At 72.4% G+C, this 22293-nt stretch carries 22 protein-coding genes; 15 read left to right on the top strand and 7 right to left on the bottom strand.

From position 1 onward, the window contains the following. Nucleotides 1-78: 78 nt before the first annotated feature. Genes dapA through ACQ860_RS05335 form a run of 3 tightly spaced genes read left to right on the top strand, consistent with a single transcriptional unit; the run spans nucleotide 79 to nucleotide 2370 of the window. Nucleotides 79-975 carry a 4-hydroxy-tetrahydrodipicolinate synthase gene (gene dapA, locus ACQ860_RS05345; RefSeq protein ID WP_431302377.1) on the top strand — a complete coding sequence of 299 codons (897 nt, stop codon included), beginning with the start codon at nucleotides 79-81 and terminating at the stop codon, nucleotides 973-975. Nucleotides 976-1021: 46 nt separating this feature from the next. Beyond that, nucleotides 1022-1522 (top strand): SsrA-binding protein SmpB, encoded by a 501-nt coding sequence (smpB, locus tag ACQ860_RS05340; protein WP_431302376.1) that lies wholly within the window; start codon nucleotides 1022-1024, stop codon nucleotides 1520-1522. Further along, entirely contained in the window at nucleotides 1522-2370 is an 849-nt protein-coding gene (locus ACQ860_RS05335) for an alpha/beta hydrolase family protein (protein WP_431302375.1), read from the top strand. The genes smpB and ACQ860_RS05335 overlap by 1 nt, the downstream gene beginning before the upstream one ends. A gap of 9 nt (nucleotides 2371-2379) precedes the next feature. Here the strand turns inward: ACQ860_RS05335 and ACQ860_RS05330 are convergent, their stop codons facing one another. Next, on the bottom strand, nucleotides 2380-3630 hold the full coding sequence (locus tag ACQ860_RS05330; protein WP_431302374.1) for a hypothetical protein: 1251 nt from the start codon (nucleotides 3628-3630) through the stop codon (nucleotides 2380-2382). 126 nt (nucleotides 3631-3756) lie between these two features. Here ACQ860_RS05330 and ACQ860_RS05325 point away from each other — a divergent pair, with 126 nt between their 5' ends. The 4 genes from ACQ860_RS05325 (at nucleotide 3757) to ACQ860_RS05310 (ending at nucleotide 6298) form a co-directional block, all read left to right on the top strand. Next, nucleotides 3757-4263, top strand: a complete 507-nt coding sequence (locus tag ACQ860_RS05325; RefSeq protein ID WP_431302373.1) for a hypothetical protein — start codon at nucleotides 3757-3759, stop codon at nucleotides 4261-4263. 85 nt (nucleotides 4264-4348) lie between these two features. After that, nucleotides 4349-4768, top strand: a complete 420-nt coding sequence (locus ACQ860_RS05320) for a MaoC family dehydratase (protein ID WP_431302372.1) — start codon at nucleotides 4349-4351, stop codon at nucleotides 4766-4768. Beyond that, a complete protein-coding gene (locus ACQ860_RS05315) occupies nucleotides 4761-5369 on the top strand; it encodes a TIGR00730 family Rossman fold protein (RefSeq protein WP_431302371.1) in 609 nt (202 codons plus the stop codon). The genes ACQ860_RS05320 and ACQ860_RS05315 overlap by 8 nt, the downstream gene beginning before the upstream one ends. Beyond that, complete coding sequence (locus tag ACQ860_RS05310; RefSeq protein WP_431302370.1) at nucleotides 5366-6298, top strand: bifunctional riboflavin kinase/FAD synthetase; 933 nt, start codon at nucleotides 5366-5368, stop codon at nucleotides 6296-6298. The genes ACQ860_RS05315 and ACQ860_RS05310 overlap by 4 nt, the downstream gene beginning before the upstream one ends. On the opposite strand, the gene ACQ860_RS05305 is transcribed toward ACQ860_RS05310, so the two are convergent. Then, nucleotides 6295-7236: an SMP-30/gluconolactonase/LRE family protein gene (locus ACQ860_RS05305; RefSeq protein WP_431302369.1), complete on the bottom strand. Its 942-nt coding sequence runs from the start codon at nucleotides 7234-7236 to the stop codon at nucleotides 6295-6297. The two genes, ACQ860_RS05310 and ACQ860_RS05305, sit on opposite strands and share 4 nt — an antisense overlap. Nucleotides 7237-7473: 237 nt before the next feature. Here ACQ860_RS05305 and ileS point away from each other — a divergent pair, with 237 nt between their 5' ends. From ileS to mutL, 7 genes are all read left to right on the top strand, one after another. Continuing rightward, nucleotides 7474-10284, top strand: coding sequence for an isoleucine--tRNA ligase (gene ileS, locus ACQ860_RS05300; RefSeq protein WP_431302368.1), 2811 nt, complete (start codon nucleotides 7474-7476; stop codon nucleotides 10282-10284). Next, the gene (gene lspA / locus ACQ860_RS05295; RefSeq protein ID WP_431302367.1) at nucleotides 10284-10787 is read left to right on the top strand and encodes a signal peptidase II; all 504 of its coding nucleotides are present in this window, start codon (nucleotides 10284-10286) and stop codon (nucleotides 10785-10787) included. The genes ileS and lspA overlap by 1 nt, the downstream gene beginning before the upstream one ends. Beyond that, the gene (locus tag ACQ860_RS05290; protein WP_431302366.1) at nucleotides 10784-11344 is read left to right on the top strand and encodes a DUF3035 domain-containing protein; all 561 of its coding nucleotides are present in this window, start codon (nucleotides 10784-10786) and stop codon (nucleotides 11342-11344) included. Before lspA ends, ACQ860_RS05290 begins: the two co-directional genes overlap by 4 nt. 160 nt (nucleotides 11345-11504) lie before the next feature. Further along, nucleotides 11505-12827: a M16 family metallopeptidase gene (locus tag ACQ860_RS05285; RefSeq protein WP_431302365.1), complete on the top strand. Its 1323-nt coding sequence runs from the start codon at nucleotides 11505-11507 to the stop codon at nucleotides 12825-12827. Nucleotides 12828-13087: 260 nt separating this feature from the next. Continuing rightward, nucleotides 13088-14368, top strand: coding sequence for a M16 family metallopeptidase (locus ACQ860_RS05280; RefSeq protein ID WP_431302364.1), 1281 nt, complete (start codon nucleotides 13088-13090; stop codon nucleotides 14366-14368). Between the two features lie 30 nt (nucleotides 14369-14398). Further along, nucleotides 14399-16024, top strand: a complete 1626-nt coding sequence (gene pgi, locus ACQ860_RS05275) for a glucose-6-phosphate isomerase (protein WP_431302363.1) — start codon at nucleotides 14399-14401, stop codon at nucleotides 16022-16024. Nucleotides 16025-16037: 13 nt separating this feature from the next. Next, complete coding sequence (gene mutL, locus ACQ860_RS05270; RefSeq protein ID WP_431302362.1) at nucleotides 16038-17777, top strand: DNA mismatch repair endonuclease MutL; 1740 nt, start codon at nucleotides 16038-16040, stop codon at nucleotides 17775-17777. Here mutL and ACQ860_RS05265 read toward each other — a convergent pair. The 5 genes from ACQ860_RS05265 to ACQ860_RS05245 all read right to left on the bottom strand — a co-directional run bounded on the left by ACQ860_RS05265 (nucleotide 17726) and on the right by ACQ860_RS05245 (nucleotide 21754). Then, nucleotides 17726-18352: a hypothetical protein gene (locus ACQ860_RS05265; protein WP_431302361.1), complete on the bottom strand. Its 627-nt coding sequence runs from the start codon at nucleotides 18350-18352 to the stop codon at nucleotides 17726-17728. The two genes, mutL and ACQ860_RS05265, sit on opposite strands and share 52 nt — an antisense overlap. After that, nucleotides 18343-19419, bottom strand: coding sequence for a glycosyltransferase family 4 protein (locus ACQ860_RS05260; protein ID WP_431302360.1), 1077 nt, complete (start codon nucleotides 19417-19419; stop codon nucleotides 18343-18345). The genes ACQ860_RS05265 and ACQ860_RS05260 overlap by 10 nt, the downstream gene beginning before the upstream one ends. 7 nt (nucleotides 19420-19426) lie before the next feature. Beyond that, the gene (gene rsmD, locus ACQ860_RS05255) at nucleotides 19427-19972 is read right to left on the bottom strand and encodes a 16S rRNA (guanine(966)-N(2))-methyltransferase RsmD (RefSeq protein WP_431302359.1); all 546 of its coding nucleotides are present in this window, start codon (nucleotides 19970-19972) and stop codon (nucleotides 19427-19429) included. Between the two features lie 304 nt (nucleotides 19973-20276). Further along, nucleotides 20277-21044 carry a pseudouridine synthase gene (locus ACQ860_RS05250; RefSeq protein WP_431302358.1) on the bottom strand — a complete coding sequence of 256 codons (768 nt, stop codon included), beginning with the start codon at nucleotides 21042-21044 and terminating at the stop codon, nucleotides 20277-20279. Beyond that, nucleotides 21041-21754 (bottom strand): gamma-glutamyl-gamma-aminobutyrate hydrolase family protein, encoded by a 714-nt coding sequence (locus ACQ860_RS05245; protein ID WP_431302357.1) that lies wholly within the window; start codon nucleotides 21752-21754, stop codon nucleotides 21041-21043. Before ACQ860_RS05245 ends, ACQ860_RS05250 begins: the two co-directional genes overlap by 4 nt. Before the next feature lie 89 nt (nucleotides 21755-21843). Here ACQ860_RS05245 and ACQ860_RS05240 point away from each other — a divergent pair, with 89 nt between their 5' ends. Then, nucleotides 21844-22275, top strand: a complete 432-nt coding sequence (locus ACQ860_RS05240) for a nucleoside deaminase (protein WP_431305724.1) — start codon at nucleotides 21844-21846, stop codon at nucleotides 22273-22275. The last annotated feature ends 18 nt before the right edge of the window (nucleotides 22276-22293 follow it).

The raw sequence follows: 22293 nt of genomic DNA, 5'->3' as shown, positions 1-22293 counted from the left end.
ACCGGGTCATCCGGGAAGCGCGCTTGTGGCAAAGCGCGTGCGCTCCTAATTTGTGCGACTTCGATAAGGAAACACGCCATGTCCGCCACCCCGTTGCGCCTGCAGGGTCAGCTCACCGCCCTGATCACGCCCATGCGTCCCGATGGCGGCCTGGACGAGAAAGCCTTCGCCGATTTCGTGGAGTGGCAGATCGTGGAGGGCATTGATGGCCTGGTCCCGGTCGGCACCACCGGCGAATCTCCCACGCTCTCCCATGACGAGCACAAGCGTGTTGTGGAGATCTGCGTCGAGGTCGCGCGCGGGCGCGTGCCCGTCGTGGCCGGCGCCGGCAGCAACAGCACGGCCGAGGCCATCGATTTCGCGCAGCATGCTAAGAAGGCGGGCGCGGATGCCACGCTGGTGGTGACGCCCTACTACAACAAGCCCACGCAGGAGGGGATGTACCAGCATTTCTGGGCCATCGCCGAGGCGGTGGACCTGCCGATGATCATGTACAACATCCCCGGCCGAAGCGTCGTGGACATGACGCCCGAGACGATGGGGCGGCTCGCCAAGCACAGGAACATCGTGGGCGTGAAGGACGCGACGGCGAACCTCGCGCGGCCGCTGCACCAGCGCGCGACCTGCGGGGCGGATTTCATCCAGCTCTCGGGCGAGGACCACACCATGCTCGCCTTCAATGCCTCGGGCGGCCATGGCTGCATCTCGGTCACGTCGAACATCGCGCCGCGCCTGTGTTCCGACCTGCAGCGCGCCTGGCGCGAGGGCCGCGTCTGCGAGGCGATGCAGATCCAGGACCGGCTGCTGCCGGTGCATGACGCGCTGTTCTGCGAGACCTCGCCGGGGCCGGTGAAGTATGCGGCGAGCCTGCTCGGCAAGAGCAGCGCCTTCTGCCGCCTGCCGCTGGCGCCCATCGCCGAGAGCACGCGCGTGCGCGTGGAGGCGGCGATGCGTGAGGCCGGGCTGCTGAATTGATGCGTCCCGATGCTGAAGCGCAGCCGAAGCTGAATCGGACCGCGCCGTGAACGCGGCGCAGGTTCCACGCAAGAAGCCCATCATCAGCACGGGCACGGCGGCACAGAACCGCCGCGCCCGCTACGACTACAAGATCGGGCCGACCTATGAGGCCGGCCTCGTGCTCTACGGGCCGGAGGTGAAGAGCCTGCGCCTCGGCCGCGCCTCGATCGCCGAGGCCTGGGCGGGGGAGCGCGAGGGGGAGATGTTCCTCTTCGGCTGCCACATCCCGGAATACCAGGCCGGCAGCTTCATGGCGAAGTTCGACCCGGTCCGGCCCAAGAAGCTGCTGCTGCACCAGAAGCAGATCCGCGAGCTCGTGGGCGCCATCACGCGCGAGGGCGCGACGCTCGTGCCGCTCGAGATCCTGTTCAACGAGAAGGGCCGCGCCAAGGTGCTGCTCGGCCTCGCGCAGGGCAAGAAGATGCACGACAAGCGCGCCGACATCGCCAAGCGCGACTGGCAGCGCGACAAGGCGCGGGTGATGCGCAACAAGGGCATGGATTGATGCGCCGTCTCGCCGCGGCCGCGCTGCTGCTGCCGCTGCTGGGCGCCTGCGCCATCGCGGAATCCGACCTCAGCGCCGAACAGGCGGGCGAGACGGTGATGCTGCCGGCCGAGCATGTGCCGGGCGGGCTCTACACGCGCCTCTGCGCGCCGCCGCGCGGGGCGCCGCCGGGCCGTCTGGTGGTGATCAACCATGGCTCGCCGGGCGACCCCGCGATCAGGCCGGCGATGCGCCCGGCCTCCTGCCAGAGCGAGGCGGTGCGCTGGTTTACCGCGCGCGGGCATCTGGTGGCCTTGCCGATGCGGCGCGGTTATGGCCGCACGGGCGGCGTCTGGGCCGAGGGCTATGGCCGCTGCGATGCGCCCGACTATGTCCGCGCGGGGCGGGAGACGGCGCGGGACATCCTGGCGGCCACACGGGCGATGCGGGCGCGGCCGGGCACACCGCCGGGGCCCGCCATCATCGTCGGCCAATCGGCCGGCGGCTGGGGCGCGCTGGCGCTGGCGGCGCAGGACCCGCCCGAGGTGAGCCGCATCGTGAACATGGCGGGTGGGCGCGGCGGGCGGCAGAACGACCAGCCCAACAATGTCTGCCGGCCGGAGCGGCTGGTCAGCGCGGCGGGCGCCTTCGGCCAGATGGCGCGGATGCCCACGCTCTGGATCTACGCCGCCAATGACAGCTTCTTCGGGCCCGGCCTGGCGCGCGACATGGCGCAGGCCTGGCGGCTCTCCGGCGCGCCGGTCACTTTGCGGCAGAAGCCCGCCTTCGGGCGGGATGGGCATGGCCTGTTCTTCGGGCAGGGCGGCAGCGCGATCTGGGGGCCGGAGGCGGAGGCCTTCCTCCGGTAAGCTGCGGCCTCAGCGCGTCGCCTGCTCCAGGAAGCGCAGCAGCGCCGCCATCTCCTCGGCATTGCCCACCCGCTGCACCGGCATGCGCGTGCCAGGTGTGACGATGTCCGGGCCGCGGGTGAACAGATCGGCCACCGTCTCGGGTGTCCAGATGATATCGCCCTGGGCCAGGCGTTCGGAATAGGCGTAGCCCGGCACGCTGCCCATGCGGCGGCCGAAGAGCTGGTGCAGATGCGGGCCGGCCATGGGCCCCTGGTCGGGCCGCAGCGCGTGGCAGGCCTGGCAGGCGCGCCAGACCTCGGCGCCCTTGCGGTCGAGGCCGGCGGGCAGCGCCTCCTCCGCCTCGGGGGCGAGGGGGCCCAAGGGGCGGGCATTGGCGGCATCCCAGCGGCGGACGCGGCGGTCCTGCCCGCCGGTCCAGAGGGTCCGGCCATCGGCGGCGAAGAGCAGGGACCAGACCGGCAGGCCCGGGCCGTCCAGCCGGTGGCGCAGCCGGCCGGAGGCGACGTCGTAGAGGGCCACGCCGCCGCCGATGATCGCCACGGCAATGTTTCGTCCATCTGGACTTGCCGCCAGCGCCACCACGGGGCGGGGGCCGGCATGCAGGGCGCGCTGCGTGCCGTCGGGCTGGACGAGATGGACCGTGCCGTCCACGCCGGCAGTGGCGAGGCTGCCATCGGGGAGCGCCAGCAGCGCATTCTGCGGGAAGCCGAATTCGGCCAGGGTGGCGGGCGTCCCATCGGCGTCCCAGCGGCGCAGGGTGCCGTCCTGCCCGGCGCTGAACAGCGCCTCGCCCTGGAAGGCGACGGCATTCACATTGCCCTGGTGGCCCTCCATGACGCGCGCCGTGCCGGTGGCGAGATCCCACAGGCGCACCGTCCCGTCCCAGGCGGCGGAGGCGAGGAAGCCGGGCCGGGCGGCGAGGCCGGCGACAGGCTCGGAATGGCCTTCCAGCAGCAGGGCGGGCGCCTCGCCCTCGCCCCAGATGGCGATGCGCGCATCCTCGCCAGCGGAGGCGAGGCGGCCATCGGGCAGCGCCACCAGCGTGTTCACGGCGCCCTGGTGCCAGCGGATCACGCGTTCGGCCCGGCCGGTCGCCGGGTTCCAGAGGATGATGGCCTGGTCGAAGCCGGCGGAAGCGAGGCGCGGGCCGAGCACGGCCAGAGCCCGCACCGGCCCGCCATGGCCGGTGAGGTCCTGCGCGGTGGCGGGGGCCGCGGCGGAGAGGGCGAGGAGAATCAGCAGGCGGCGAAGCAGCATGCGGCATTCTCGCCAGCGGGGGCGGCTGCGCCAAGCTGGGCGGGCCGGCGGAGGTGAAGAAAGCCTTGCGTCTGGGGATGCCATAAATTACTGTTCAGCAATCTTACGGAAACAATGGAGAGAGTCATGCCGGCCCCTGTCGAGAATGACAAGATCCAGAATGGCAAGATGCAGACAGACAGGATTGCGATCCTGCTCCTCCTGCTCGGCGTCGGCCTCGCCATCGTCGCCACCTTCCTGCCCGTGATCCAGGTCGGCCCGCGCGGCGAGTTGCTGAGCATGACGACCTGGGACGTGCTGCCCTGGTTCACCAAGCTGAAATTCGTGGCGCTGACGCTGCTGCTGGCGGCCGCCTTCCTGCCGCAACTGCACAAGTGGCGGCTGCTGGTCGCGGTCATCGCCGTGGTCATGGTCTTCCTGCCGGCCATCGCCTCCTTCATCTCGGCGCTCTACGCCTGGGGCACCGTGCGGGCCGACATCGTGCGCCTCTCCGGCCAGCGGCAGCCCTTCGTGAATCCGGGCATCGCGAACCTCGTGCTGGTCTTCGCGGCCGTGATGGTCAGCTACGCCGTCTGGCGCATCGAGACCTTAGGCCAGCCGGCCCAGCCCCAGGGCGAGATGGCGGAGGCCTGAGCCCGCCCGCCGGGGCGTGCCTTGCGCATTCCCCGGCCCGCCGCTTTGCGTTACACCCGGCCCCGACAGATGAGGGTGTGATCGCATGGATGGCTACTTCTTCGAGGATCTCTCGGTCGGCCAGAGCGCCAGCTTCGGCAAGACCATCACCGAGGCGGACATCCTCCTCTTCGCCGGCGTCTCGGGCGACACCAACCCCGTGCACATCAACGCCGAAGTCGCCGCCGCCTCCATGTTCAAGGAGCGGATCGCACATGGCATGCTCTCGGCCAGCCTGATCTCGACGGTGCTCGGCACGCGGCTGCCGGGGGCGGGGACCATCTATCTCGGCCAGAACCTCAAGTTCCGCGCGCCGGTGAAGATCGGCGAGACGGTGACGGCGACGGTGACCGTGACCGCGCTCGATGCCGTGAAGAAGCGCGTGACGCTCAGCACGGTCTGCACCGTGGCGGGCAAGCCGGTGATCGATGGCGAGGCGACCGTGATGGTGCCCTCGCGTGGCTGAGGCTGCGGCGGGCGTGAACCTCCGGCGCGTCTGCGTCTTCTGCGGCGCGCAGCCGGGGCATGACCCCGTGCATGCGCGCCTCGCCGCCGATCTCGGCCGTGCCATCGCGAGCCGCGGCCTCGGCCTCGTCTATGGTGGCGGCAAGGTCGGGCTGATGGGCATCGTGGCCGATGCGGCGCTGAAGGCCGGGGCCGAGGTGATCGGCGTGATCCCCGAGGCGCTGATGGACCGCGAGCTCGGCCATGGCGGTGTCACGGAGCTGCGCGTCGTCCCCTCCATGCATGTCCGCAAGGCGCTGATGAATGACCTCTCCGATGGGTTCGTCGTGCTGCCGGGCGGCATCGGCACGCTGGAGGAAAGTGTGGAGATCCATTCCTGGGCGCAGCTTGGCATCCATGGCAAGGGCCTCGTCTATCTCGACGTGGATGATTACTGGGCGCCCTTCTTCGCCCTGCTGGACCGCATGACGGAGGGCGGCTTCGTGCGGCCCCAGCATGCGGGGCTCGCCCTGCGCGCCGGGACGCCCGAGGCGGCGCTGGATGCGCTGGCCGGCTGGACGCCGCCCAGCGTCACACGCTGGATGACGCAGAAAGAGGCATGAGCGCGCCCGTGATCGTGACCGACTGGCGCGCCGCCCCGCCGGAAGCGCGCGGCGCCACACTGGCGCTCGGCAACCTGGATGGCGTGCATCTGGGCCATGCCGCCGTGCTGGCCGCCGCCCACCAGGCGCGGCCGGACCTGGCCTTGGGCGCGCTCACCTTCGAGCCGCATCCGCGCGAGCATTTCCGCCCCGATGACCCGCCCTTCCGCCTGACCCTGCTGCCCGCCAAGGCGGCGGCGCTGGGGGCGGCGGGTGCGCGCGTCGTGGTGGCGCTGCCCTTCGGGCCCGAGCTCGCCGCCATGTCGGCGCGGGATTTCGTGGAGCAGGTGCTGCACCAGGGGCTGGATGCGAAGCACCTGGCCTGCGGCCCGGACTTCGCCTTCGGCCATCGCCGCGGCGGCGATGTGGGCTTCCTGCGCCAGATCGCCGAGGAACTCGGCATCGGCCTTTCCATCGTGCCGCATGTCGCCGACGGCGAGGGGACCATCAGCTCGACCCGCATCCGGCGGCTGTTGCAGGATGGCTATCCGGAGCGCGCGGCGGCGCTGTTGGGGCGGCCTTTTTCGATCGTCGGGCCCGTCACGCATGGCGATGCGCGCGGGCGGACCATCGGCTTCCCCACGGCCAACATCCCGCTCGGCCGGCATCTGGAGCCGGCGCGGGGCGTCTATGCGGTGCGCGCCACGCTGCCCGATGGGCGGGTGGTGCCGGGTGTGGCCAATCTCGGCCGCCGGCCGACGCTGGGGGGCGATCCGATCTCGCGGCTGGAGGCGCATCTCTTCGACCTGGCCGAGGATCTCTACGGGCAGGAATTGCGCGTGGCGCTGGTGGCCTTCATCCGGGAGGAGCGGAAGTTTCCCGACTTCCCGGCGCTGGTCGCGCAGATCCAGGCGGATGCGGCGACCGCGCGGAAGCTTCTGAAGGGTTAGGCCCCGCCCGGCAGCTCCATCTGCACGAGATGCGCGGGCAGGCCGCGCCGCTCCAACAGGCCGCCCGAGGCGGAGATGTAGAGGAACTGCCCGCCCGCCGGCCGCGGGGCGAGGGCGACGGCGGTGCAGCCCGCGATGTCGGGCGTCTCGAGCAGCGGGCTGATGGCGCCATTGGCGGCGACGCGCAGCACCACATCGCCATGGGTGGCGGCGAGGAAGCCGCCCTCGGGCAGGACCACGAAGTCATCCACGCCGGGCAGCGCCACCACGCGCTCCACCGGCCCGCCCGGGCTGCCATCGGCCGCGAGTTGCAGGCGGTAAATCCCCGGCCGCGCCGAGTTGGAGAAGAAGAGCGCGCCGCCGCTGATCTTGAGGCCATTCACCCCCGGCAGGCCGGGCCGCGCCGCATCGGGCGCCATCTCGGGCAGTTCGAGCCAGGTGGTGGCGGCGCCCGAGGCCAGGTCCAGCCGCCAGATGCGCCCGCGGCCGCTATCGGCGATCAGGTAGACGCTGTCGGATTGGCGCACCATGCCGTTGAGGAAGCCCACCTCGGGGAGCGCGATACGCCGGCCCGGCCGCCCCTCGCGGCTGAGCTGGAGCACGGCGCCGCTGCCGGCGAGGCGCGCGCCCTCGGTGAAGGGCACGCCGTGCAGCGCCAGCACCAGGCCTTCCGTGCCATGTGCGAGGGAAACGGGGTGGCCCTCGATGCGGGCGAAGACGGCCTGGCCCGCGCTCTCCGACCAGATGCCGATCTCGCTGGCGAAATAGCTGGTGAAGAGCACGGCGCCGTCCGGCCGGACCATCAGGTTCTCCAGGAAATGCCCGGAGGGGTAGAGCGCGACCACGCGATGGGCCGGCTGCTGCGCCGCCGCCGCGAGCGGGGCCGCGAGGGCCAAGGGGAGAGGCAGGGCGAGGGCGGCGCGGCGGGGCAGGGGCATCGGGTGGGGTCTCGTTGGCCAGTTGCGGCAAGCTCCCGCGCCGGGCGGATGCATGACAAGTGACGTTTCCGTGAGCCGCGCCGCCCTTGACCGGAAGGCCTGGAACTCCGCATACGCAAGGGATGCGCGTGACCCGCCCCTGCCGGTGCCGAATTCGGCGCCCGGCCTTCGCCTGAAGGCCGGGACCAGCCCCGCACGCCCCTTCCTTTTCCGCGCCCCGCGCGACCCGAGATCCCCATGAACGACGCCCCCGAGACGCCCGCTCGCGATTACCGCAAGACGGTCTTCCTGCCGCAGACCGGCTTTCCCATGAAGGCGGACCTGCCGAACCGCGAGCCGAAGCTGCTCGCCAAATGGGCCGCCGCCGAGAGCTGGACGCAGCTGCGCGCAAAGTCCAAGGGCCGCCCACCCTTCGTGCTGCATGACGGCCCGCCCTACGCCAATGGCCCGCTGCATATCGGCCACGCGCTGAACAAGATCCTGAAGGATGTGATCAACCGCGCGGCGCAGATGTCCGGCACCGATGCCGACTACGTGCCGGGCTGGGACTGCCATGGCCTGCCGATCGAATGGAAGGTCGAGGAAGAGTATCGCGCGAAGAAGCTCGACAAGGACCAGGTTCCGGTCCTCGAGTTCCGCGCCGAATGCCGCGCCTATGCGAAGAAGTGGCTCGCCGTGCAGTCGGAGGAGTTCCAGCGCCTGGGCGTCGCGGGCGATTGGGCCAACCGCTACGCCACCATGGATTTCCCGGCCGAATCCGTGATCGTCGGGGAGATCGGCCGCTTCCTGATGAACGGTTCGCTCTATCGCGGGCTGCGTCCGGTGATGTGGAGCCCGGTCGAGAAGACGGCGCTGGCCGAGGCCGAGATCGAGTACATGGATCACGTCTCGCCCACGCTGCACGCGCTGTTCCGTGTCCTGCGGGCGCCGGGCATGGCGGAGCTGGCGGGCAGCGACGTGGCGATCTGGACGACGACGCCCTGGACCATCCCGGGCAACCGCGCGCTGGCCTATGGGCCGGAGATCCAATACGCGCTCATGCATGTGGACAGCGTCGCCGAGGGCGCGCTGGTGAAGCCCGGCGCGCGGCTGATCGTGGCGCTGGCCCTGCTGCCGCAATTCTGCGCCGAGGCGGGCATCGCGACGCATACGCTGGTGACAACCTTTCCCGGTACCGCGTTCGAGGGTGCGGCCTGTGCCGCGCCGCTGCGCGGGCATGCGGGCGCGTACAATCACGAAGCGCTGATGCTGGCGGGCGACTACGTGACGGATGATGCGGGCACCGGCATCGTCCATATCGCGCCCAGCCATGGCGAGGAGGACTTCGCCCTCGTCGTGGCGCATAACCGCGCGCATCCCGAGGCGCGGATCGAGATCCCCGAATGCGTGGGCGATGACGGCACCTATACGATCCAGGCGCCGGGCTTCGAGGGCATCCATGTGTTCCGCGCGCATGAGCCGGTCTATGCGGCGCTCACCGCGCTCGGCACGCTGGCGGCCAAGGGGAAGCTGAACCACAGCTACCCGCATAGCTGGCGCTCCAAGAAGCCGGTGATCTACCGCGCGACGCCGCAATGGTTCATCGCGATGGATGACGGGAATGCGATCCGCCAGAAGTCGCTGGACGCGATCGCGGCCACGCATTTCGTCCCGGATATCGGCCGCAACCGCATCGGCGCGATGGTGGCCGGCCGCCCCGACTGGTGCATCAGCCGCCAGCGCGCCTGGGGCGTGCCGATCGCGGTCTTCGTCGAGAAGCGCACGGGCGAGGTGCTGCGTGATGCGAGCGTCATGCAGCGCATCGTGGACGCCTTCCGCACCGAGGGCGCCGACGCCTGGTACCAGCCGGATGCGGCCGCGCGCTTCCTGGGGAATGAGCGCAACCCGGATGATTACGAGCAGGTGATGGACATCGTGGATGTCTGGTTCGAGAGCGGCAGCACGCACGCCTTCGTCCTGCCGCCGCGCAACCTGCCCTTCCCGGCGGATCTCTATCTGGAGGGCTCGGACCAGCATCGCGGCTGGTTCCAGTCCTCGCTGCTGGAATCCGTCGGCACGCGCGGGGTCGCGCCCTTCAAGGCCATCCTGACGCACGGCTTCGTGCTGGATGAGAGCGGGCGGAAGATGTCCAAGTCGCTCGGCAATGTCACCGCGCCGCAGGAGGTGATGACCAAATATGGCGCCGACATCCTGCGCCTCTGGGTGATGAATTCCGACACGGCCGAGGATCTGCGCATCGGCAAGAACATCCTGGAGCAGCAGGCGGAGCTCTATCGCCGCCTGCGCAACACGCTGCGCTGGCTGCTCGGCAACCTCGCCGGCTTCGAAGAGAGCGAGCGCGTGCCGGTGGCCGAGATGCCGGAGCTCGAGCGCTGGGTGCTGCACCGCCTGACGGAGCTGGATGCGCGCATCCGCAAGGCCGCGCGCGACTATGACTGGAACGGCGTGGTGCCCGAGATCCATGCCTTCTGCGCGACCGATCTCAGCGCCTTCTATTTCGACATCCGCAAGGACAGCCTCTACTGCGACGCGAAGGACAGCCCGCGCCGCCGCGCCGCGCGCACGGTCCTGGACCAGCTGCATCGCTGCCTCTGCGCCTGGCTCGCCCCCGTGCTGGTCTTCACGGCGGAGGAGGCCTGGCTTTCCCGCTTCGGCGAGGAGGCGGAGAGCATCCACATGCAGGATTTCCCGGCCCTGCCGGCGGAATGGAAGGATGAGGCGCTGGCCGAGCGCTGGGTGGAGATCCGCCGCATCCGCAAACTGGTCACGGCCAGCCTGGAGGATCACCGGCGGGATGGGCTCTTCGGCTCCTCGCTGCAGGCGCGGCTGGGGCTGACCCTGCCCGGCGGCACGCTGAATGCCGCCGAGTGGGAGGAAATCCTGATCGTCTCCCAGGTCGCGATGGGCGAGGGCGCGGAGGTGGCGCTGGATGTGGCGCTCGCCCCGGGCGCGAAATGCGAGCGCTGCTGGCGCGTGCTGCCCGAGGTGGGCGCCTCGGCCGCGCATCCTACGCTCTGCCGGCGCTGCGAAGCGGTGGTGGAGGGCTGATGGCGCCGACGCTCCGCACCGGCCTGGTCTTCGCGGCCCTGCTGCTCATCGCCGACCAGGTGAGCAAGTACTGGATCCTGGAGGTGGTGAACCTGCCCGAGCGGCGGAACATCCCGATCTTCGAGATCGGCCCCGCCGGGCTCGACCTCACCATGGTCTGGAACCGGGGCGTCACCTTCGGGCTCTTCTCGGGGGAGGGCGCCTGGAACCACCTGATCCTTGCGGGCCTGGCGCTGATCGTGGCGGGCTTCCTGCTGCGCTGGCTGGCGCGGTCCGAGACGCGGATGGTGACCTATGCGCTCGGCGCCGTGATCGGCGGCGCCATCGGCAATGTCATCGATCGCATGCGCTTCGGGGCCGTGGTGGATTTCGTGGATGTTCACGCCTGGGGCTGGCACTGGTATGTCTTCAACGTCGCGGATGCCGCGATCGTCTGCGGCGTCCTGGCCCTGGTGGCGGATGCCTTGATCCGGCCGGAAAGCAAGCGCAAAGAGGCTCCATGATGAAGACGAATCCGGCCCCGCTCCTGCTTCTCGCCCCCCTGCTGCTGGCGGGCTGCGGCGACACGGCCCGCACCTTCGGCCTGACGCGCGACGCGCCGGACGAGTTCCAGGTGACGACCCGCGCGCCGCTCTCCATGCCGCCGAGCCTGGGCAGCCTGCCCACGCCGCGCCCCGGCGCCTCCCGCCCGCAGGAGCTCAGCATCCGCGAGCAGGCGGAATCCACGCTGGTGCCGGGCGCCGGCCTCGCCGCCGCCCGCGCGCCGCAATCCTCGGGCGAGCGCGCGCTGCTCTCCTCCACCGGCACGCCGGTCCCCGACAACATCCGCGACCGGGTGGATGAGGAAAGCATGCGTCTCGAGCGGGTGGACCGCAGCATCGTGGACCGCGCCCTCTTCTGGCGCCCGGCGCCGACCGAGCCGGGCATCCCGGTGGATGCGGCGCGCGAGTCGCAGCGCCTGCGCGAGAATGCGGCGCTCGGCCGGGATCTCTCCGAAGGGGCGACGCCGATCATCCAGCCGCAGCGCCGGCCCTGGTATGACGCGCTGAAATTCTGGTGATGGACGCGGCCCGGTTACACAAGGTGACGGGCCGCAACACGGAATGGCGAAGCTGGCGCTGGCGCGAAGCGCCGGCCACCCCCACATTAGGGACATGGATTCCCTGACCCGCCGAACCGCCCTCAAGGGCGCTGCCGCCGCCTCATTGGTCACTCCCTTGGTGGCCCCCTCTCTCGCCGCGCCGGCGCTGGCCCAGAGCGAAGCGCGCCGCGCGCACCGCCCGCTCTTCGGCGCGGTGAGCTGGAAGCTCGCCAATGGGCTGACCGTGGTGCTGGCCGAGAACAAGCGCGCGCCGGTCGCCGCGCATTACCTCTATGTCTCGGCCGGCGCGGGCGAGGACCCGGCCGGCAAGTCGGGGGTGGCCCATTTCCTCGAGCACATGATGTTCAAGGGCAGCCCGCATATCCCGTCCGGCGCCTTCAGCCGGACCGTGGCGCGGGAGGGGGGGCAGGACAATGCCTTCACCAGCCGGGATGTGACCGCGTATTTCCAGATCGTCGAGGCCTCGCGCCTGCCCCTGATGATGCGGATGGAGGCGGATCGCCTGGCCGCGCCCCTGATCCCCGAGGCGGAGACGGAATCCGAGCGCAACGTGGTGCTGGAGGAGCGCAGCCAGCGCACCGATGCGGTGCCGCGCGGCCGCTTCCGCGAGGCCTTCGACGCCGCCATGTGGGGGCCGCAGCATTGGCGCGGCCGCCCGCTGATCGGCTGGGAGAACGAGATCCGCGCCATCACCCGGCAGGACCTCGTGGATTTCCACGCGACGCATTATGCCGCCGCCAATTGCACCCTGGTCGTGGCCGGTGACGTGCGGGAGGCCGATCTGCGCCGCTGGGCGGAGGAATTCTACGGCCCCGTGCCCACCCGCCCGCGCCGCGCGCGCGACCGCGCCGCGCCGCCCGCTTCGGCGCCGGAGGCCCGCCTCGTCACGCGCGACCCGGCGGTGCGGGAGGCGAGCTTCCTGCAGGCCTTCGCGGCACCCTCCGCCACCTGGGGCGAGACGGGCAAGGCCGATCCGCTGGAGGTGATGGCGCATGTGCTGGGCGGCGGCCCTGGCTCGCGCCTGCACCGCGCGCTGGTCGAGGCCGGGCACGCGGTGAGCGCCGGCGCCGGCTATGACGGCGATGTCGTGGGCGTGGGCGGCCTCTTCGTCGCGGTGACGCCGCGGCCGGGCGTCACCCAGGCGCGCATCGAGGAGATCGTGGCCGCCACGCTGGCCGAACTCGTGCAGTCCGGCGCCACCGAGGCCGAGACGCGCCGCGCCATCCGCCAGCAGACGGCGGGCGCGCTGCTGGCCCTCGACGGTCTGGGGGCGGCGCCGCGCATGCTGGGGGGCGCGCTGGCCATCGGCCTGCCCATCGAGGCGGTGGAGCAATGGCCCGCGCGGATGGAAGCGGTGACGCAGGCGCAGGTGAATGACGCGGCCCGCGCCGTGCTGGCCCAGCCAAGGATCGCGACGACGGCCTGGCTGCTGCCCGCGTGAGAATGCACCCCTTTCGAAGCCCGGCAACCGCCCTTCGAGAATCCGGCCGCACAGCGGCCGGCGCCGCCCGCCCGACCTCCAACCCAGCGCACCCGATGCGCGGCGCAGCCAAGCCGGCGGAGCCGGCGCGTCGCGCCAGCGGCGCGCTTCCAGCGCGACTTGCCAGCGGCGCGCTTCCAGCGCGACTTGCCAGCGGCGCGCTTCCAGCGCGACTTGCCAGCGGCGCGCTTCCAGCGCGACGCGCCTGAGGGCCTAGAATCATGTCCCAAACCATCTTCGGCGTGACCCTGCCGCCCCGCCACGGCTTTTCCGTTCCCATCCAGCTGGTCGAGCAGGGCGGGATTTCCGCCTGGCTGGTGGAGGACCATACGGTGCCGGTCGTCTCGCTCGCCTGGGCCTGGCCCGGGGGTGCCGCGCGCGATCCGGTGGGGCGGGAGGGGCTCTCCGCCTTTGCCGCCGCCATGCTGAGCGAGGGGGCGGGCGAGTATGACAATATCGGCTTCGCCGATGCGCTGCGCGATTCCGGCATCGGCCTCTCCTTCTCGGCCGGGCGCGACAGTTTCGATGGCAGCTTCCGCGCCCTGACCACGGCCCTGCCGGACGCCGTGCGCCTCGCGCGCCTGGCCATGGCGCGGCCGCGCATGGATCAGGCCGCCATCGCGCGGGTGCGGGCGCGCGCCGTGCTGGGCGCGCGCCAGCAGCTGGAGACGCCGGCCGGCATCGCGCGCCGCGCCTTCTGGGAATCGGCCTATCCGGGCTTCCCGGCCGGGCGGCTTTCCACGCCGGAGAGCCTCACGGCCATCACCGAAGCGGAGATCCGCGGCGCACTCGCGGCCCAGCTTCGCCAGGGCGGCGTGATGGTCGCGGCGTCCGGCGCCATCAACGCCACGCAGCTTCGCGCCATCATGGCCGAGCTGTTCGCCGACCTGCCGCCCGGCGCGCCGGAGGCGGTGCCCGCCCTCCCGCCGCTCGCTTCCTTCGGGGTCGCCTCGCGGGAGAAGGCGGCGCCGCAATCCACGCTGGTCTTCGGGCAGGATGGGCTGGCGCCGAATGATCCGGGCTGGGAGGGCTTCCAGGTGGCGCTGCGCATCCTGGCGGGGGGCGGCTTCACCAGCCGCCTCATGCGCTCGGTGCGCGAGGAGCGCGGGCTGACCTATGGCATCGGCGCGGGGCTCGATCTGCTCTTCGGGCGCGGCATCGTCATCGGCAATGTGGCGACCGAGAACGCCAAGGTGGGCGAGGTCTGGGGCCTGGTCCGCGCGGCCTGGGCCGAGATGGCGGCGAATGGCCCGACCGTGGATGAGGTGACGGAGGCGGTGGATTTCCTGGGCGGTTCGCTGCCGCTGCAATTCACCGACAGCCGCCGCACCGCCTCGCTGCTGCTGGGGCTGCGCCAGGCGGGCCGGCCGCTCGACTGGCTGGCCGGGCGCCCGGCGCGGCTCGCGGCGCTGAACCGCGAAAATGTGGCCGCGGTGGCGAAGCGCATCCTGAAGCCGGATGGCCTGGTCCTGGCAGTGGCGGGGCAGCCACAAGGGCTGTAGTCTCAGTGTCTTGGCGAGATGGGTCAGGACATGACGCGCGATTCCCTGGAGGCGGCTTGGACGAGGGTCACGGAGCTGGGGGCCGCCCCGGGCGCTTCGGCGATCCGACCGCTCTTCGCCGCCGAGCCGGATCGCTTCGCGCGCTTCCATGCCCGCGGCGCGGGGCTGCTGCTGGACATCTCCAAGACCGCCATCTCGGATGAGGTGCGGGCCGCGCTGCTCGACCTCGCCCGCGTGGCGGGGGTGGAGCGGCGGCGCGACGAGATGGCGCAGGGCGCGCTGGTGAACGAGACCGAGCGCCGGGCCGCCCTGCACATGGCCCTGCGCGAGACCCTGCCCGGCGCGCCCGGCCCCTCGGCCGAGGCGGCGGCGACGCTGGAGGCCATGCGCGTCTTCACCGAGGCGGTGCATCGCGGCGAAATCCGGGGTGCCACCAACCAGCGCTTCGACACGGTGCTGAACATCGGCATCGGCGGCAGCGACCTCGGCCCCGTGATGGTCGGGCGCGCGCTCTGGCGCGCGGGCGACCCGATGCGGCCCATCCATCTGGGCAATGTGGACGGGCATGGCTGGGAGACGGTGCTGCCGCAGCTGGACGCCCGGCGCACGCTGGTGCTGGTGGCGTCAAAGACCTTCACCACGCAGGAGACGATGGCCAACGCCCATCTGGTGAAGCGCTGGATGGAGGCCTCCGTCGGCAAGCTCGGCGCGACCGCGCATTTCGTCGCACTCTCCACCAACATGAAGGCGACGGCGGAATTCGGCATCGCGCCGGAGCGCGTCTTTCCCTTCAATGACTGGGTGGGCGGGCGGTTTTCGCTCTGGTCCTCCATCGGGCTGTCGCTGGCGCTCTCCCTGGGTTGGGAACGGTTCCGTGCGCTGCTGGATGGCGCGGCGGCGATGGACCGGCATTTCCTCTCGGCGCCGCTGGCCGGGAACCTGCCCGTGCTGCTGGCGCTGACCGAGGCTTGGCATGTGAACGCGCTGGGGCTGAACCGCCGCGCCGTGCTGCCCTATGATGAGCGGCTGCGCCGCCTGCCCGCGCATCTGCAGCAGCTCGAGATGGAGAGCCTGGGCAAGCGCGTGCATCTCGATGGCAGCATCGTCTCGCGCGCGACGGGGCCGGTGGTCTTCGGCGAGCCCGGGACCTCGGCGCAGCACAGCTTCATGCAGCTGGTGCACCAGGGGCCGAAGCCGGTGCCGGTGGATTTCATCCTGGTGGCCAGGCCCGACCACACGCATGCCGAGAATCACCGCATCCTGCTGGCGAACGGCCTGGCCCAGGCCGAGGCGCTGCTGATGGGGCGCGATGCGGCGGGCGTGGAGGCGGATATGCGGGCCGCGGGCGCGGATGCGGCGACCATCGCGCGGCTGCTGCCGCACCGCATCTTCCCGGGCGACCGGCCATCCGTGACCATCGTGCTGCCGAGCCTCGACCCCGCCTCGCTCGGCGCGCTGATCGCCCTCTATGAGCACAAGGTCTTCGTGCTGGGCGCGCTGTGGCGCATCAACCCCTTCGACCAATGGGGGGTGGAGCTGGGCAAGGTGCTGGCGACGCCGCTGGTGCGCGAGCTGGAGCAGGGTGTGGCATCCGACGCGCATGACGGCTCGACGCGCGGCCTGCTCGCCGAGGTGCTGAAACTCCAGGGCAACTGAGCTAGACTAGGGGATGGTGATTCGCCGCCTCCCCGAGACCACCGCCAACCGCATCGCCGCCGGCGAGGTGGTGGAGCGGCCGGCCGCCGTGGTGAAGGAGCTGGTGGAGAACGCGCTGGATGCCGGCGCGCGCCAGATCCGCGTCAGCCTGGAGCAGGGCGGCATCGGCCGCGTGCTGGTCGAGGATGACGGGTGCGGGATGGGGCCGGAGGATCTGGCGCTCTCGGTCGAGCGCCACGCCACCTCCAAGCTGCCGGAGGAGGCGATGCTCTTCGCCATCGGCACGCTGGGCTTCCGGGGCGAGGCGCTGCCCTCCATCGGCGCGGTGGCGCGGCTCGCCATCACCTCCCGCCCGCGCGAGGGCGCGGCGCATCGCATCACGGTGGAGGGCGGGCGGGTCTCCGCCGTGGCGCCGGCCTCGGGCGCGCCGGGCACGCGGGTCGAGGTGAATGACCTGTTCTTCGCGACCCCCGCGCGGCGCAAATTCCTGCGGACGCCGCGCGGCGAGGGCGAGGCGGCGATGGACGCGCTGCGGCGGCTCGCCCTGGCCTGGCCGGAGGTGGGATTCGAGGCGGTGCTGGATGGGCGGGGCGTGCTGAGCCTCCCGCCCGCCACGCGGGATGCGCGCATCCGCGACCTGCTGGGCGAGGACTTCGCCGCCGCCGCCCTGCCGATCTCCGGCGGTGCGCCGGGGGTGCTGGAGCTCTCAGGCCTCGCCGGAGGGCCGGCCTATACGCGGGCGACGGCGATGGAGCAGCACCTCGTCGTCAACCGCCGCCCGGTGCGAGACCCCTTGCTGCGGGCCGCGCTGCGCGTGGCCTATCGGGAGGTGATGGCGCCGGGGCGGCATCCGGTGGCGGCGATCTTCCTGGACCTGCCGGCCTCGGAGGTGGATGTGAACGTGCATCCCATGAAGACCGAGCTGCGCTTCCGCGATGCGGCGGGCGTGCGAGGGGCGGTGATCTCGGCGCTGCGAAGGGCGCTGGGGCATGGCGTCGGGCAGGTGGCGGGGCCGTCGGGGCCCACGCTCGGCTATGCAGGGCCGGCGCGCCTCTCCTTCAGCGCGCCGCCGCGCCCGGCCTACAGCTCCGGCGGTTTCGCCGAAGCGCCCTTGCCGCTGGCCTTTCCCGCCCCGGCGCCCGCCGCAGCACCGCAGGCCGCGCCCGTGCCAGCCGAGCACCCGCTGGGGCGCGCCCTGGCGCAGGTGCTGCAGACCTACATCCTGGCGGAAGCGCCGGATGGCGCGCTGATCCTGGTGGACCAGCATGCGGCGCATGAGCGGCTGACGCATGAGCGGCTTTCGGAGGAAATGCGAGCCGGTTCCGTACGCGCCCAGCCCCTGCTGATTCCCGCCGTGGTGGAGCTGCCCGGCGCGGCGGTGCTGGCCGAGGCGGCGCCGGAACTGGCAAGGCTCGGGCTGGAGCTCGAGGGGTTCGGGCCTGGCGCCGTCATCGTCCGCGCGCTGCCCGCGCTGCTGGGCGCGCCCGACCCGGCGCCGCTGCTGCGCGACCTCGCCGAGGAACTCACCGAATCGGGCGAGGGGACGGCGCTGGCCTTGCGGCTGGATGCCGCCATCGCGCGGCTGGCCTGCCATGGCAGCATCCGCGCCGGGCGGCGGCTGACGCCGGCCGAGATGGACGCGCTGCTGCGCGCCATGGAGCGCACGCCGCGCGCGGCCACCTGCAGCCATGGGCGGCCGACCTATCTGAGGCTCGGCGCCTCGGAATTCGCACGATTGTTCGGGCGGAGCTGAACGCCCTCCCAGAGCACATCGCAGGCGGCGCCCGCGCGCAGCGTGAGGGTGAGGCCGTCCAGCTCCGCCAGCGGCAGCGGGCCGCGCAGCGCGGTCAGCACCGGCTCGACCGGGCCGGGCAGGGCGCAGCCCGGCAGGGTGATGCGCGCCACCTCGCCCGCCTGGAGGCGCAGGAAGGGCCGCGCGGGGCCGGCGGCGAGCGCCAGCACCGCGCCCTCGCCCAGGATGCGCGCGCGGCGCCAGTGATCCTCCGGGATGAGGCCCGGTTCCGCCTGCCAGAGGCGGCAGGCGGGGAAGGCCGGGCCCTCGCCCAGGCCGCCGGAGAGCTGGAAGGGCGGGCCCTCCGCCCGCACCGCGAGGGGCGGCCCCGGCAGCTCCAGCACCACCCAGCCGGCGGCGGGCGCGGCGAGGCGCGCCGCGCCGGCTTGCGTCTCCACGACCAGCGCCGAGGATGGCGCGGCGCGGGGCAGGTGCAGGGCCAGGAGGTTGCCGTCGGGCGGCAGGTGCAGCCTCTGGGGCGCCGCGCCCAGCCAGAGCCGGGTCTCGCCCGGCCAGCGCTGCCGGATCAGGCGCATGTGGCGGCCAGCAGGACGGCGGTGCGGCGGATCATCGCCGCCTCGTCCCAGGCGGCGGCGACGGCGCGCGCATGGGCGACACGGCGGGCCGTCCCCTCTTCGTCGGCCATCGCCTCGGCGAAGGCGGCCGCGATGTGGTCGGGCTCGCGCAGGATGATCCGGGCCATGGCCTCGGCCTCGGGCCAGGCTTCCAGCGCGGCGCGGGTGGCGAGGATGGGGCAGCCGGCGCGCGCCGCCTCCAGCACCGAGAGCGGGCAGCCCTCATGCTCGGAGGCGAGGAGGAAGGCGTCCACGCTGGCGAGGAGGGCCGGGATGTCATGGCGGGGGCCGAGGGTCAGCACGTTGCTCGCGCCGGTCAGCCGCGCGCGCAGCGGGCCATCGCCGGCCAGCACCACCTGGCCCGGGCGCAGCCGCGCGCCGATGGCGGGTGCGAGCTGCGCGCCCTTGCGGATGTCGAGCCGGCCGACCTGGGCCAGCAGGGGCACGCCCTCGGGCAGGCCGAGCGCCGGGCGATCCGGGGCGGCGGGCGGCCAGGGCGGGATGCCGTTCGGCACCGATGCCACGCGAAAGGGCGGCCAGCCGAACAGCGCCTCCAGCCGCCGGGCCGAGACCTCGGAGACGGCGATCCAATCGGCGCGGAGCCGGGGCAGGGCGGCGTGCTCGGCCTCGGCCAGCTCCCAGCCCAGCCGCACGAGATGCGCGACGGCCAGCGCCGGGATGCGCGCCGCGGTCAGCGCCTGGAGCGCGCCGAAGCCCTCCGTCGGCAGCGGGCAGCAGAGCAGGGCCGCCTCGGGCCGCAGGGCGGCGAGCGGCGCGGCCAGCGCGGCCCGCTGCCAGTCCATCGCGGCGTCACGCGGCATCTTGTCGGGCGGGCGCAGCGCGGCGGGAAGGCGGTGGGCGCCGCCCAGCGCGGGGCCGGCGGCGGCCAGCACCGCGGGCTCGGCCGCGACGGCGACCTCGGCGCCCATGGCGATCAGGCCACGCGCCACCTGGAGCGTCTGCGCCTCGGCACCGCCGAAGACGGGCGAGGGGATGATGACGAGAATGCGCGAGGGCTGGCCGCGCATCGCGGGCTCAGCCTTGCAGGATCAACAGGCGGGCCTTGCCGTGGCGGCGGTCATCCAACGGTGTGAAGCGCGTCTCGGGCGGCGTGTCGCGCTCGGCGAGCTCGGTGCAGATCAGCGCGCCGGCGGCGATCCAGCCCGCCGCATCCAGCGCCTCCAGCGCGGGAGCGAGGAGGTTCGCGCCATAGGGCGGGTCGAGGAAGATCAGCGTGGCGGGCTTCAGCGCGCGGGGGGGCTTCGTCGCGTCGCCTGCGATGACGGTCGCTTCCGCCTTGCAGTTCGCGATATTGGCGCGGAGTGCGGCCAGCGCCGCGCGGTCCTTCTCGATGAAGCTCGCCGCCGCCGCGCCGCGCGAGAGCGCCTCCAGCCCCAACGCGCCCGTGCCGGCGAAGGCGTCGAGCACCTGCGCGCCCTCGACCAGCTCCCGCCCGGCCCATGGGGCGTGCCAGAGCATGTCGAAGAGGGATTGGCGCGCCCGGTCGGAGGTGGGGCGGACGGTGTCGCCCTCGGGGGCGGTGAGGCGCTTGCCCTTCCAGCGGCCTGCGATGATGCGCATCACTTTGCGCCCTCAGACGCGTCACGCCGGAGGCGTGCTCTCCGCACGACGCGCCGGCTCCGCCGGCTTGGCTTCGCCGCGCCACGATGGGCCATGAGGCCGGTTGGGCGGTGCCGGCCGCTTTGCGGCCGGAGCTTGGCGGAGGCGGTCGCGGCGTCCAGGAGAAGCGCGCCGGGCCCGGCGGACCCTGCCCCGGTCTGGCGGTGCGCCTCGCGAATCCGCGCCGAATAGGCGCGGCGGAACGCTTCAGCGGTCCGGAGCCAGGCGGCCGGAGGCCGCGCCCGGCGCTTGAGGGCGCGAAGCATCAGCCCTTGCCTCGCCGCGTCGGCGCGGCCAGGCCCAGCTGCTCGCGCAGCACCTTCGGGTTCACCTCATCCACCATGCCGCGCTCCAGCGTGCCGAGCTGGAAAGGCCCGTAGGCGATGCGGATGAGGCGCGAGACCTCGAGGCCCATCCAGGCCAGGACGCGGCGAATCTCGCGATTCTTTCCCTCCTGCAGCGCGACCGTGAGCCAGGCATTGTCGCCCTTGCGGCTGTCCACGCCGGCCTCGATCGGCGCGTAGCGCACGCCCTCGATGGTGACGCCCTTCGCCAGGATCTCCAGCGCGCGCGGATCGAAATCGCCGAAGACGCGCACGCGGTAGCGGCGGACCCAGGCATTCGAGGGCAACTCCAGCCGGCGGGAGAGGGCGCCGTCATTGGTGAGCAGCAGCAGGCCCTCGCTGTTGAGGTCGAGGCGGCCGACGGAGATCAGGCGCGGCAGGCCCTCGGGCAGGCGCTCGAACACCGTGGGGCGGCCCTCCGGGTCGCGATGGGTGGTGACGAGGCCGGCCGGCTTGTGGAAGCGGAAGAGGCGCGTGCGCTCCGGCTCGTTCACCGCGCGGCCATCCACCGTCACGATGTCATCCGGCTGCACGAAGGTGGCGGGCTGCGTGACGAGCTTGCCGCCCAGCTTCACGCGGCCCTCGGCGATGATCTTCTCGGCGTCGCGGCGGCTGGCCACGCCCGCGCGGGCGAGCCACTTGGCGATGCGTTCGCCGCGTGCAGCGTCATCCGTATCGGGCGGGGTCATCGGCAGGCCTCCACGAAGGCGCGCAGGATCAGCGGGTCGGCCGGGTCCACGCTGTATTCCGGATGCCATTGCACGCCGAGCGCGAAGCGATGCGCGGGCGCCTCGATGCCCTCGATCAGCCCATCCGGCGCGGTGGCGTTCACCACCAGCCCATCACCCACGCTCTTCACCGCCTGGTGATGCGCGGAATTCACCGCCATGCGCGTGCGGCCGGTGATGCGGGCGAGCAGCGTGCCGGGTGCCACCAGAACCTCATGCCCCGGCTCGGTGCGCGGGTTGGGCTGTTCGTGCGGAATCTCGCTCGGGTGCTCGTCTGGGATGTGCTGGATGAGGGTGGCGCCCAGCGCCACCGCCAGCAATTGCTGCCCGCCGCAGATCCCGAGCACGGGCTGGTCCTTCGCCAGCGCCCGGCGCGTGGCGGCGAGTTCGAAATCGGTGCGGCCGGGCTTGAGCGTGACCTTGGGGTGAGGTTCGCCGCCGCCCCAGAGCGCGGGGTCCACATCGAAGGCGCCGCCGGTGACGAGCAGGCCGTCCACCGTATCGAGATACGCGGCGGCGAGCTCGGGCGCATGCGGGAGGGCGACGGGCAATCCGCCAGCCGCGATGACGGCGGAGAAGTAGTTCTGCCGCAGCGCATACCAGGGCAGCCTGGACCAGCCGCCCGCCGGTTCGGCATCCAGCGTCAATCCGATCACGGGGCGTCTTGTCATGGCCCCTGTGAAGCAGCGCCACGCGGCCAGCACAAGATGGCGTTTGCGTGATGCCGCCCGGCTCGGGCAGAAGCCAGCGCATGACACCGATGGAAATCGCGCTGGAAGAGGCGCGCGCGGCGGCGATGCGCGGCGAGGTGCCGGTGGGCGCTGTCGTCACGGATGCGCGCGGAACCGTTCTCGCCCGCGCCGGCAACCGCGTGGAGGAGCGGCGCGACCCCTCCGCCCATGCGGAGATGCTGGCGCTGCGCGAAGCGGCCGCCACGCGCGGCGAGAAGCACCTCGCGGATGCGACGCTCTGGGTGACGCTGGAGCCCTGCGCGATGTGCGCGCAGGGCGCCTCGCTCTTCCGCGTGGCGCGCGTGGTCTTCGGCGCCTATGACCCGAAGGGCGGCGGCGTGGAGCATGGCGCGCGCGTCTTCGCGCATGCCCAGTGCAACCACGCGCCGGAAGTGGTGGGCGGCGTGCGCGAGAGCGAGGCGGCGGCGCTGCTCAGGGAATTCTTCGCCGCGCGGCGCTGATCGAGGGGCCAGCCCCTC

The sequence above is a fragment of the Sediminicoccus sp. BL-A-41-H5 genome (assembly GCF_050632405.1).
Taxonomy (GTDB): Bacteria; Pseudomonadota; Alphaproteobacteria; order Acetobacterales; family Acetobacteraceae; genus Roseococcus.
This window is presented reverse-complemented; position numbering and strand designations above follow the sequence as displayed.

Coding starts and splice junctions, on each gene's coding strand:
- dapA (WP_431302377.1), top strand. CDS start 79: ATGTCCGCCACCCCGTTGCGCCTGCAGGGTCAGCTCACCGCCCTGATC.
- ACQ860_RS05335 (WP_431302375.1), top strand. CDS start 1,522: ATGCGCCGTCTCGCCGCGGCCGCGCTGCTGCTGCCGCTGCTGGGCGCC.
- ACQ860_RS05330 (WP_431302374.1), bottom strand. CDS start 3,630: ATGCTGCTTCGCCGCCTGCTGATTCTCCTCGCCCTCTCCGCCGCGGCC.
- ACQ860_RS05325 (WP_431302373.1), top strand. CDS start 3,757: ATGCCGGCCCCTGTCGAGAATGACAAGATCCAGAATGGCAAGATGCAG.
- ACQ860_RS05320 (WP_431302372.1), top strand. CDS start 4,349: ATGGATGGCTACTTCTTCGAGGATCTCTCGGTCGGCCAGAGCGCCAGC.
- ACQ860_RS05310 (WP_431302370.1), top strand. CDS start 5,366: ATGAGCGCGCCCGTGATCGTGACCGACTGGCGCGCCGCCCCGCCGGAA.
- ACQ860_RS05305 (WP_431302369.1), bottom strand. CDS start 7,236: ATGCCCCTGCCCCGCCGCGCCGCCCTCGCCCTGCCTCTCCCCTTGGCC.
- ileS (WP_431302368.1), top strand. CDS start 7,474: ATGAACGACGCCCCCGAGACGCCCGCTCGCGATTACCGCAAGACGGTC.
- lspA (WP_431302367.1), top strand. CDS start 10,284: ATGGCGCCGACGCTCCGCACCGGCCTGGTCTTCGCGGCCCTGCTGCTC.
- ACQ860_RS05290 (WP_431302366.1), top strand. CDS start 10,784: ATGATGAAGACGAATCCGGCCCCGCTCCTGCTTCTCGCCCCCCTGCTG.
- ACQ860_RS05280 (WP_431302364.1), top strand. CDS start 13,088: ATGTCCCAAACCATCTTCGGCGTGACCCTGCCGCCCCGCCACGGCTTT.
- pgi (WP_431302363.1), top strand. CDS start 14,399: ATGACGCGCGATTCCCTGGAGGCGGCTTGGACGAGGGTCACGGAGCTG.
- mutL (WP_431302362.1), top strand. CDS start 16,038: ATGGTGATTCGCCGCCTCCCCGAGACCACCGCCAACCGCATCGCCGCC.
- ACQ860_RS05265 (WP_431302361.1), bottom strand. CDS start 18,352: ATGCGCCTGATCCGGCAGCGCTGGCCGGGCGAGACCCGGCTCTGGCTG.
- ACQ860_RS05260 (WP_431302360.1), bottom strand. CDS start 19,419: ATGCGCGGCCAGCCCTCGCGCATTCTCGTCATCATCCCCTCGCCCGTC.
- rsmD (WP_431302359.1), bottom strand. CDS start 19,972: ATGCGCATCATCGCAGGCCGCTGGAAGGGCAAGCGCCTCACCGCCCCC.
- ACQ860_RS05250 (WP_431302358.1), bottom strand. CDS start 21,044: ATGACCCCGCCCGATACGGATGACGCTGCACGCGGCGAACGCATCGCC.
- ACQ860_RS05245 (WP_431302357.1), bottom strand. CDS start 21,754: ATGACAAGACGCCCCGTGATCGGATTGACGCTGGATGCCGAACCGGCG.
- ACQ860_RS05240 (WP_431305724.1), top strand. CDS start 21,844: ATGGAAATCGCGCTGGAAGAGGCGCGCGCGGCGGCGATGCGCGGCGAG.